The organism is Deltaproteobacteria bacterium (genome assembly GCA_011375175.1).
GTDB lineage: Bacteria > Desulfobacterota > GWC2-55-46 > GWC2-55-46 > DRME01 > DRME01.
Genome location: DRME01000103.1, coordinates 1 through 9,650, shown reverse-complemented (window position 1 = coordinate 9,650; position 9,650 = coordinate 1). Strand labels below are relative to the sequence as shown.

Below are 9,650 nucleotides of genomic sequence, written 5' to 3'. Positions count from 1 at the left end.
GTTCCCTCAGACTCCCTCCAAAAACTTTTAATGCGAGTTGGTTTCCCCCTGTTTTGCCTGGCAAAACAGGGGGAAACCAACTCGTATTGAAAGTCTTTGAAGGGGGTCTGGGGGAAACGTGGGCCTATGGCCCTTCTACAGAAAGTTTCCCCCAGGGTAATTAATCAGAGTTTCCAAAGGGCGTCGGCGTTGCGGAATGGCCGCTACGGGAGCTCGTCGCGCGCCGTCTTCTTGAGCGGCCTCGTCACGTATATGTGATAGGTATGGTTCCAGACGTAGCCGCCGAAGAAGACGTGGCGCACGTCGTACCTGATGTACAGGGTTATCTCTCTTTTGTCGCGTTTTATGATTATCCCCTTGCGCGTAAGGGGGACGTTCCATGTCCCGGCCTTCTCCATTATGTGCTCTGCGAGCCGGGCGTCGCTGTAGAGGTGGGCCATCTCGGCCTCGCTCTCCACATCGTAGCTCAGCATCCTGTAGGAGACGTAGGGAGGCACGACGACGGAGCCGACGTAGAAGAGCGACGAGAGCACGAGCAGCCACAGAAGCGTCGAGCGCGATATCATTCCGTCCTGGTTCGTCATAGACGACCCCGTGGCCCGCCGCCTCCGCACTCGGCCCCGCCAGGGCACACCCCTTGCGCGGCCTGCGCGGCGCCTCAATGCTCAATGGGCCGGCTCGCCCTGGTCGGCGCGGCCGACGCAGACGTAGTCGAACCCCAGGGACCTCACCTTCGCCGGATCGTAGACGTTGCGCAGGTCGGCGAGCCGCGGCGCCTTGAGCAGTCCCTTTAGCCTGTCGAAGTCGAGCTTCCTGAACTGGTTCCACTCGGTGAGCAGCACGAGGGCGTCGCTCCCTTCGGCCACGTCGTAGGAGTCCTCGCAGTATGTGACGCTGCCGGCGGGGAGCACCTCTTTTGCGTTGTCCATGGCCGCCGGGTCGTAGGCCCTTATGCGCGCCCCTTCGGCGATGAGACGCTCCACTATCTCCATGGCCGGCGACTCGCGTATGTCGTCGGTATTGGGCTTGAAGGCCAGTCCCAGCACGCCGATGGTCCTGCCCTCGAGGCCGCCTGCGAGCGTCCTTATCTTGTCGAGCATGATGCGCCGCTGCTCGTCGTTCACCTCTATGACCGACTCGACTATCCTGAAGGTGTAGTCGTGGGCCCTGGCGATCTTCGTTATGGCCTTGGTGTCCTTGGGGAAGCACGAGCCGCCGTAGCCCGGTCCCGCGTGGAGGAACTTGGGACCTATGCGGTTGTCGAGGCCCATGCCCTTGGCCACCATGTGGACGTCGGCGCCCACGCGCTCGCATATGTTGGCCACCTCGTTTATGAACGAGATCTTTGTGGCCAGGAAGGCGTTGGAGGCGTACTTTATGAGCTCCGACGTCTCTATGTCGGTTATGACAAAGGGTGTCTCGATGAGATAGAGCGGCGAGTAGAGGTCCTTGAGTATGGCCGTGGCCTGGGGGCTGCGCACGCCGAGGACCACGCGGTTGGGCCTCATGAAGTCCTCGACGGCCGACCCCTCGCGGAGGAACTCGGGGTTGGAGGCCACGTCGAACTTGTGCTCCCCCTTCTGCTCCTTCGATATGATATCCTCGATGAGCTTGCCCGTGCCCACGGGGACGGTGCTCTTGGTGACGACGACCTTGTAGCCGTTCATGTTGGCCGCTATGGTCCTGGCCACCTCCTCGATGTAACTGAGGTCGGCCGAGCCGTCTTCCCTGGGCGGGGTGCCCACGGCTATGAATATGACGAGCGAGTTGCGGATGCTCTCGCCCAGGTCGGTGGTGAAAAAGAGCCTCTTTTCGTGTATGTTCTTGTCGACTATCTCCTTGAGGCCCGGCTCGTATATGGGTATCTCGCCGCGCCTGAGCATGTCTATCTTCACGGCGTCCTTGTCGACACAAGATACGTTGACGCCGAAGTCGGCGAAACAGGCGCCCGTGACGAGTCCCACATAGCCGGTACCGATGACGCAGATATTCATAAACCTTCCCTTCGGTTCGATTCTCAAATCGACTTACTATATACCGCAGCGAAGGAACGTGTCAAGACCAATCTTGGCGCAAGGGCGGCGGACGCCGCAGGCCCCATCCCGCCGCAACTCCGCTGCGGCGACAAGAACAGGCCGAAAAAAGTCCCACATTCAAGGCGTTACGGCATAACCGTGAAGTTCTGCCGTAACAACCCGCCCCCTCCGGTCTTTCACTGCCTTGTCTGGCCGTCGCCGTATATGACGAACTTGCGCGTTGTGAGCTCCTCGAGGCCCATGGGCCCGAAGGCGTGGAGCTTGGTCGTCGATATGCCTATCTCGGCGCCGAGGCCGAGCTGGTAGCCGTCGCTGAAGCGTGTCGAGGCGTTGACGAGCACGGTGGACGAGTTCACTTCACGAAGAAAGCGCTGGGCGTTCGAGTAGCTGCCCGTAACGATGGACTCGGTGTGGAGCGAACCGTAGCGGGCTATGTGGGCGATGGCCTCGTCCATGTGGGGCACGACCCTGACGGCCAGTATGAGATCGAGGTACTCGGCCGACCAGTCCTCCTCGGTCGCCTCTTTGGCCGAAGGTACGAGCCTTCGCGTGGCCTCGCAGCCGCGAAGCTCCACGCCGGCGTCACTGTAGCGGGCCGCGAGCGACGGCAGCAGCCCCGGGGCCGCGGCCTCGTGGACGAGGAGCGTCTCCATGGCGTTGCAGACGCCGGGGCGCTGGACCTTGGCGTTGAAGGCTATCTCCGAGGCCATATCGAGGTCGGCGCTCTCGTCGACGTAGACGTGGCATACGCCCTTGTAGTGCTTTATGACCGGTATCTTCGAGTTCTCGACGACGAAGCGTATGAGCCCCTCGCCGCCGCGCGGGATTATTACGTCTATGTACTCCTCGAGCCTCAGCATCTCGAGCACCGCCTCGCGGTCGGTGGTGGATACCACCTGGATCGCGCCGGGCGGCACGCCGCACTCCTCGCAGGCCCTGGAGAGGAGCCTCGCTACGGCGAGGTTTGAGTTGATCGCCTCGCTGCCGCCGCGAAGCACCACGGCGTTTCCGCTCTTGAGGCATAGGCCCGCGGCGTCGGCCGTCACGTTGGGCCTCGACTCGTAGATGATCCCGATAACGCCCAGCGGGATGCGCATGCGTCCGACGACGAGCCCGTTGGGCCTGCGGCTCATGCCCGTCACCTCTCCCACCGGGTCCCTGAGGGCCGCCACCTCCCTGAGGCCGTCGGCCATGCCCTTGATGACCTTGTCCGAGAGGGTGAGCCTGTCGACCATGGCGCCCGTGAGCCCCCGGTCCCTCGCCCCCTGAAGGTCCTTTTCGTTCTCCTCCCTGAGCATGGCCGCCCCGTCCTCTATGGCGTCGGCCATGGCCCTCAGGGCCCTGTCCTTGACCGCCCCATCGAGCGAAGCGAGCCTCAGGGACGCATCCCTCGCCCTCGCCGCAATCGTAACGATCTCGTCTCTTACGGACATATCAAAACCTCCCGCTTCTGATTCGGTCTCCGCCCCCCGTCTCCCTTCTCCCGGGCGTCGCGGGCAAGGGGGGGCGGGTAGCAAAGGCGTATCCCCCCGCCTGGCGCTACCCGCCCCCCCTTGCCCGCGACGCCCCATGAACGGCCAGGCACAAGATTGGAGGCGGCTGAGGGAACCTTTTTTGCAAAAGGGTCACAGACCCACGGTTCCCTCAGACTCCCTCCAAAAACTTTTAACGCGAGTTGGTTTCCCCCTGTTTTGCCTGGCAAAACAGGGGGAAACCAACTCGTATTGAAAGTCTTTGAAGGGGGTGTCTTGCCCGCATTGGCTGCCCGTGGGGGCGGTCCTCTGGAGGGTCGGGCCGCAAAGGCGTAAAAATCCCGCCTGGCGCGGGCCGAACCTCCAGAGGACCGCCAAGCAGCCGAATAACATACGATGGGGCCGCGGGGAGTACAGGGGCCTATGGCCCTTTTCCCCCGGCAGACTCCGGTGTACTTCCCCCGGCACGGAGCTCCCTTTACAGGACCACGAGGTTATCGCGGTGGATCACCTCGTCGTAGACGCTGTAGCCGAGGATGGCCGATATCTCACTCGACTTGCGTCCCTTTATGGCCTCTATCTCGCCGGAGCCGTAGTTGGCCACGCCGCGGGCGAACTCCATGCCCGCCATGTCCACGCAATGGACCACCTCGCCGGCCTCGAACTGGCCGTCCACCCGCCGCACGCCCGAGGGCAGGAGGCTCTTCCCCCCCTCCACGAGCGCCGTCTTCGCCCCGTCGTCGACGAAGATACGGCCTGTGGGCCTGGTGGAGAAGGCGATCCAGTGTTTCTTGCTCGTGAGTTTTTCCTCGCGCGGCAGAAAGAGCGTGCCCCTGTCCTCGCCCGAGGCCACACGGAGGAGCACGTCCTCCTCGAGGCCGTTTGCTATGACCGTGGCGGCCCCGAAATGGGCCGCCTTGCGGGCCGCCTCGACCTTGGAGGCTATGCCGCCCGACCCGAGCGGACCGGCCCTCGATGCCGCCTCGTCGAGCCGCAGCTCGTCGACGTTCTCGACAAGGGGAATGCGGCGGGCGTCGGCACAGCGCCTCGGATTCCTGTCGTAGAGGCCGTCGATGTCGCTTAAGATGACGAGCAGGTCCGCCTCGATGAGGTTCGTCACCAGCGCCGCCAGGGTATCGTTGTCGCCGTACTTTATCTCCTCCACGGCCACGGTGTCGTTTTCGTTTATGACGGGCACGATGCCGAGCTCGAAGAGGGCCGTGAGGGTGTTCTTTGCGTTTATGAAGCGGCGGCGGCCGCCCATGTCGTCGTGGGTGAGAAGGACCTGGGCCGCCCGTTCGCCGACGGCGGCGAAGGCCCGCTCGTAGAGCGACATGAGGGCGCTCTGCCCGAGAGCGGCCACGGCCTGGCGCCGGGGGATGCTCACCGGCCGCCCCCCGAGCCCCAGGCGTCTGACCCCAAGGGCCACGGCCCCGGAGGTGACCACGGCCACCTCCATGCCCCTTTCCTTCAGCCCGCGCACCTGGGCCGCCAGGGCGTCCAGCCCTCCCGCATCTCCGCCGGCCTCGTGCATGGCGGCCACAACGGCGCTGCCGACCTTGACCACCACGCGGCGGATTGGACCCGGCAGTATCCGATGCGGCGCGCTCACGACCTCCCCCCCTTCGCCCCCTCTAAAAGGGCGCCCACGTGGTTTACGAGCTCCTCGACGCCCCGGCCGGTGGCGGCCGACAGGACAAAGACCTTTATACCCTTACGCTCGAAGTATTTCAAGAGCTTCCCGTCGGGCTCGGCCACGTCGCACTTGTTGAGGGCCACGACCTGCGTGCGCCCGGCGAGTTCGGGGTCGAAGGCCGCAAGCTCGGCGTTGACCGTCTCGAAGTCCCTTGCCGGGTCGCGGCCCGTCCCCGGCGAGATGTCGAGCACGTGGACGAGGAGCCTCGTCCTCTCCACGTGCTTCAGGAAGCGTATGCCCAGCCCCCTGCCCTCGTGGGCGCCCTCGATGAGACCCGGTATGTCGGCCACCACGTATCCCCCGAAATCGCCGTAGCGGACCACGCCGAGGTTGGGAACGAGCGTTGTGAAGGGGTAGTCGGCCACCCTCGGCCTCGCCGCCGATATGCGGGAGATGAGGGTCGATTTGCCGGCGTTGGGAAGACCTATTATGCCCACGTCGGCCATGAGCTTGAGCTCGAGGCTGAGCTCGCGCTCCTGCCCCGCCTCGCCGGGCTGAGCGTACCGGGGCGCCCGGTTGGTGGACGACTTGAAGTGGGCGTTCCCCTTGCCGCCGCGTCCTCCCCTGGCGCAGACGAAACGCTCGCCCTCTCCGGTGAGATCGGCGAGCACCCCGCCGGTGGCGGCGTCCCTTACGACCGTGCCTGGAGGAACGCGCAGCTCGAGGGTCCGCCCGCTCCGGCCGTGACGCAGGCTCCCCATGCCGTGCCGGCCCCGCTCGGCCCTGTAGCGGCGCCTGTAGCGGAAGTCGAGAAGACTTGCAAGGCGCGGGTCCACGACGAGACAGACGTCGCCGCCGTCGCCGCCGTCGCCGCCGTCGGGTCCGCCTCTGGGCACGTGCTTTTCCCGCCTGAAACTCACGCAGCCGCGCCCTCCGTCACCGGCCTTGACCCATATCCTCGCTTCGTCTATGAAACGCATACTTCTTCAAACCGGGGAAGACTTCCCGCCCGGCACGGGCCGGGCGGCCCTGTTACGCCTTTGCGGCCCCGGCCTCCCGGCGAGCGCCTCGAAGGGACGCCGGCAAGGACACCCCCTGCTTTCCGACGTCCTTCGGGGTCTTGCCAGGCGGAACAAAAAAAAGGCGGAGCCGGGACCGCCAACAAAAAGCCCCTGCTCCGCCCTCGGGAGTCTTCACTCAAGGAGTTGGTATCAGCCGGCCACGACGCTTACGAACTTGCGCGCTCCGCGGTCCTCGAACTTCACGACACCCGAAACCCTGGCAAAGAGCGTATAGTCCTTGCCCACGCCCACGTTCTCGCCGGCGTGTATCCTGGTGCCGAGCTGGCGCACCAGGATGGAGCCTGCGCTCACCGTCTGTCCCGAAAAACGCTTCACGCCGCGACGCTGACCGTTGCTGTCACGGCCGTTGCGCGAACTGCCTCCCGCCTTCTTATGCGCCATCTCTGCTGCCTCCGGACATTCGATTTCTTTGAGAGGGAACCTCCAGGAAAGCTCCGGCCAATCACCGCGGGCGAACCTTTTTGAAAGAGAGCCGCCCCGCAACCCCCCGTCGCCACCCGCAGCCCCCGTCACCCCCGGTTTTGAAGGATAGTCGCCGCCGGCCTTGAAAGAAAGTCACCCCCAGCCTTGAAAGAAAGTCGCCCCCGGTCTTGAAGAAGAGTCGTCCCCCCGGCCGGCGGGATTCGTCAGGCCGTTATCTCGTCGATCTTTATGCTGGTGTAGAGCTGCCTGTGTCCCTGCTTCCTGGTGTAGCCCTTGCGTCTCTTCTTCTTGAAGACGATTATCTTCCCGGCCTTGCCGTGACCGAGGACCCGGGCCGTCACCCTGGCGCCCTCGACGGTTGGCCGGCCTATCTTCAACTCCTCGCCGTCACCCACGGCGTAGACCTCGCCGAGTTCCACGGTCGAGCCCACCTCGGCGGCGAGTTTTTCGACCCTGAGCACGTCGCCGCGGGTCACCTTGTACTGCTTTCCCCCTGTCTTTATGACGGCATACATAAACGCTCCCCCGCTTTCCTGCGCTTTTCTCGAATACGTAATAGTAACCTCCATGGAGCCTGTCTGTCAAGGATTTTTTCGCATGGAGCCCCTGTTCCGCCGCCGGTATGGGGTTATTGACAGCGCCGGTCTCCTTCTGTTAACATTTATGGAAGCTCTGATTAATTACCCTGGGGGAAACTTTCTGTAGAAGGGCCACAGGCCCACGTTTCCCCCAGACCCCCTTCAAAGACTTTTAAGTCCCTGCGGATCAGCCCGATTTTGCAAGCAAAATCGGGCTGATCCGCAGGGCGTTAAAAGGGCGTTAAAAGTTTTTGGAGGGAGTCTGAGGGAACCTTTTTACAAAAAGGTTCCCTCAGTGCAATAAATCAGAGTTTCCTTATCAATGACCATTATGAACACGTTCCTCGTCCTCATAGCCATAACAGCCTTCGCACTTCTGCTCAACCTCCCTTTCGGATACCTGAGGTCCGGGACCAGGAAGTTCTCGCTGCTATGGATGCTCTACATCCACATACCCATACCCTTCATCTTCATCCTCAGGAAGATGGGGGGTCTCGATTTCACCTTCGTGCCCGTCATAGCGGTCGGCGCCGTGGCGGGCCAGTTCTTAGGCGGCAGGTTCAAGCCGCCCGGAGCCGTAGGCTGACCCGGCGGGGGCGCGGGAAGGCGGCGCTCCCACAGGCAGGCGCCGATGGGCGGTAAAAAGGGTCCATACGGCGGCCCGGCCGCGCCGGGCCGCCGCAAAAGGGCCGGGCGGCCCGACGCGCGCCGCGGGCCACTGCCCTCCCCTCTCCGGCTCTCTTCCCTCCTGACCTCACTAAGAGGCCCGCTGGCCGTAGGCCCCAAGCTCCGGGAGTACAAGGTCCGGAAGGCATGGCCCGGGGCCGTGGGGGAGGCCATAGCACGCAACGCCGAGCCCGCAAGGCTCATGGGCTCCACGCTGCACGTCACCGTTGGTTCGGCTTCCCTCGCAACGGAGCTGCGCTTCCATCAGAGCGATATCATGGAAAAACTCAACGCCCTGGTCGGAGAGAAGGTCGTCTCGACCATCCGGTTCCGCCACGGCGCCGTCCGCCCGCGCCCCACGGCGCCGGCGGACGCCCCCGCGCCGCGGAGACTCACCGGCAGGGAAGAGGAGCTCGTCGAAGAGACGGCCTCGAAGGTCGCCGACCCGGCGCTCCGGGAGCTTGTGCGGCGGGCCATGAAAAAGAGCCTTGGAGGCGGCGGCCGGTAGGCTCCGAGCTCAAGGGGGAAGAGGCCTCCCCGGCTGGCCGGACCGCGCCGGGCGGTTTTTTTACCCCCTTGCGGGCCGGACCGCCGGGGAGGCCGTAGAGACCTTCGGAACGTCTCGCAACCGTGGAGTGAGCGCCGGACCGCCCTCACAGCCCTCCGTCCCCGGCCGTCACCTCCATGAGGAACCGCCCCGTCCCCTCCGCGACCTCCAGACGGCGCACCGCAAGGGCCGCGCTCTCCGCCGCCGCCCTCACCTCCTCGAGCCTGCGCAGAGGATATATGCAGCACATCCTGCCGCTCTCGCCGATGAGATGACGCGACACGGCGAAGAGCTCGGCCGCGCCGCCGTGGAGTTCCATCCTCGCCGCGGCGCGCTCCGCGTCCGGACTCATCCGCCCCTCCCCCTTCCTCACGTATGGAGGATTGCTCACCACCACGTCGAAGGAGCCGGGAGCGAAGCGTTCCGGCAATTCGCGGAAATCGGCGTTGACGACCGATATGCGCCGGGCCAGGCCGTTGCGCTCCACGTTGGCCTCGGCAAGGGCGCAGGCTCCCGGCCGTATCTCGACGGCCGTTATGTGCGCGGCGGGAGACTTCCAGGCGAGATAGAGGGGTATGAAGGCGGTGGCCGTGCCGATATCGAGGACGCGGTCGCCTTCGGCCAGGGGGAGGACGAAACGGGCGAGAAGGAGCGAGTCGGTGGTCACCGGCTGACCGCCGGCTTCCTGTACGAGCCGGTAGGGGCCTATCTCCTCGACGGGGCCGACCTCAACGCCGGGTGTTGCCGGCTCCCCGGGGCGGCCGCAAGCCATGATCTCCCCCCCACCTCCACGGTTGTTCGCATGTTCGGCGGTACCGGGGGAGGTTCGAGCCGCGCCGGGCGGGATCTTTTACGCCCTTGCGACCCGAACCTCCCCCGCTACCGCCCCCAAGGCAGCGGGTGTTGCCGCCGGCTCCCCGAAGCCGACGGATGAAAGCATCTGATTCGTTACTCTGAGGGAAACTTTCTGAAGAAGGGCCACAGGCCCACGTTCCACCCGCGCCCTCTCGTATGTTGTTCGTATGTCGGCGGCACCGGCGAGGTTCGGCCCGCGCCGGGCGGGATTTTTTTTACGCCTTTGCGGCCCGAACCTCCCCCGCTACCGCCCCCAAGGCAGCGGGTGTTGCCGCCGGCTCCCCGAAGCCGACGGATGAAAGCATCTGATTCGTTACTCTGAGGGAAACTTTCTGAAGAAGGGCCACAGGCCCAC

General features: G+C 64.6%; 10 protein-coding genes. 2 read left to right on the top strand and 8 right to left on the bottom strand.

What is annotated here, in order from left to right; translation table 11 throughout:
- Positions 1-203: 203 nt before the first annotated feature.
- The 7 genes from ENJ37_08820 to rplU all read right to left on the bottom strand — a co-directional run bounded on the left by ENJ37_08820 (position 204) and on the right by rplU (position 7,164).
- Entirely contained in the window at positions 204-584 is a 381-nt protein-coding gene (locus ENJ37_08820; protein ID HHL40596.1) for a hypothetical protein, read from the bottom strand.
- A gap of 81 nt (positions 585-665) precedes the next feature.
- Positions 666-1,994, bottom strand: coding sequence for a UDP-glucose/GDP-mannose dehydrogenase family protein (locus ENJ37_08815; protein HHL40595.1), 1,329 nt, complete (start codon positions 1,992-1,994; stop codon positions 666-668).
- Between the two features lie 218 nt (positions 1,995-2,212).
- Complete coding sequence (locus ENJ37_08810) at positions 2,213-3,607, bottom strand: glutamate-5-semialdehyde dehydrogenase (protein ID HHL40594.1); 1,395 nt, start codon at positions 3,605-3,607, stop codon at positions 2,213-2,215.
- 379 nt (positions 3,608-3,986) lie between these two features.
- Positions 3,987-5,042 carry a glutamate 5-kinase gene (gene proB, locus ENJ37_08805; GenBank protein HHL40593.1) on the bottom strand — a complete coding sequence of 352 codons (1,056 nt, stop codon included), beginning with the start codon at positions 5,040-5,042 and terminating at the stop codon, positions 3,987-3,989.
- A 74-nt stretch (positions 5,043-5,116) separates the two neighbouring features.
- Entirely contained in the window at positions 5,117-6,124 is a 1,008-nt protein-coding gene (gene obgE / locus ENJ37_08800) for a GTPase ObgE (GenBank protein ID HHL40592.1), read from the bottom strand.
- Between the two features lie 231 nt (positions 6,125-6,355).
- On the bottom strand, positions 6,356-6,607 hold the full coding sequence (locus ENJ37_08795) for a 50S ribosomal protein L27 (GenBank protein ID HHL40591.1): 252 nt from the start codon (positions 6,605-6,607) through the stop codon (positions 6,356-6,358).
- Positions 6,608-6,852: 245 nt separating this feature from the next.
- Positions 6,853-7,164, bottom strand: a complete 312-nt coding sequence (gene rplU, locus ENJ37_08790; GenBank protein ID HHL40590.1) for a 50S ribosomal protein L21 — start codon at positions 7,162-7,164, stop codon at positions 6,853-6,855.
- A gap of 394 nt (positions 7,165-7,558) precedes the next feature.
- On the opposite strand from rplU, the gene ENJ37_08785 reads away from it, so the two are divergent.
- Positions 7,559-7,813 (top strand): hypothetical protein, encoded by a 255-nt coding sequence (locus ENJ37_08785; protein HHL40589.1) that lies wholly within the window; start codon positions 7,559-7,561, stop codon positions 7,811-7,813.
- Between the two features lie 45 nt (positions 7,814-7,858).
- Entirely contained in the window at positions 7,859-8,401 is a 543-nt protein-coding gene (locus tag ENJ37_08780; GenBank protein ID HHL40588.1) for a DUF721 domain-containing protein, read from the top strand.
- Between the two features lie 145 nt (positions 8,402-8,546).
- Here the strand turns inward: ENJ37_08780 and ENJ37_08775 are convergent, their stop codons facing one another.
- On the bottom strand, positions 8,547-9,212 hold the full coding sequence (locus ENJ37_08775) for a methyltransferase domain-containing protein (protein ID HHL40587.1): 666 nt from the start codon (positions 9,210-9,212) through the stop codon (positions 8,547-8,549).
- Positions 9,213-9,650: the final 438 nt, after the last annotated feature.

Coding starts and splice junctions, on each gene's coding strand:
- ENJ37_08775 (HHL40587.1), bottom strand. CDS start 9,212: ATGGCTTGCGGCCGCCCCGGGGAGCCGGCAACACCCGGCGTTGAGGTC.
- ENJ37_08785 (HHL40589.1), top strand. CDS start 7,559: ATGAACACGTTCCTCGTCCTCATAGCCATAACAGCCTTCGCACTTCTG.
- proB (HHL40593.1), bottom strand. CDS start 5,042: ATGCACGAGGCCGGCGGAGATGCGGGAGGGCTGGACGCCCTGGCGGCC.
- ENJ37_08795 (HHL40591.1), bottom strand. CDS start 6,607: ATGGCGCATAAGAAGGCGGGAGGCAGTTCGCGCAACGGCCGTGACAGC.
- ENJ37_08780 (HHL40588.1), top strand. CDS start 7,859: ATGGGCGGTAAAAAGGGTCCATACGGCGGCCCGGCCGCGCCGGGCCGC.
- ENJ37_08810 (HHL40594.1), bottom strand. CDS start 3,607: ATGGGGCGTCGCGGGCAAGGGGGGGCGGGTAGCGCCAGGCGGGGGGAT.
- ENJ37_08820 (HHL40596.1), bottom strand. CDS start 584: ATGACGAACCAGGACGGAATGATATCGCGCTCGACGCTTCTGTGGCTG.
- obgE (HHL40592.1), bottom strand. CDS start 6,124: ATGCGTTTCATAGACGAAGCGAGGATATGGGTCAAGGCCGGTGACGGA.
- ENJ37_08815 (HHL40595.1), bottom strand. CDS start 1,994: ATGAATATCTGCGTCATCGGTACCGGCTATGTGGGACTCGTCACGGGC.
- rplU (HHL40590.1), bottom strand. CDS start 7,164: ATGTATGCCGTCATAAAGACAGGGGGAAAGCAGTACAAGGTGACCCGC.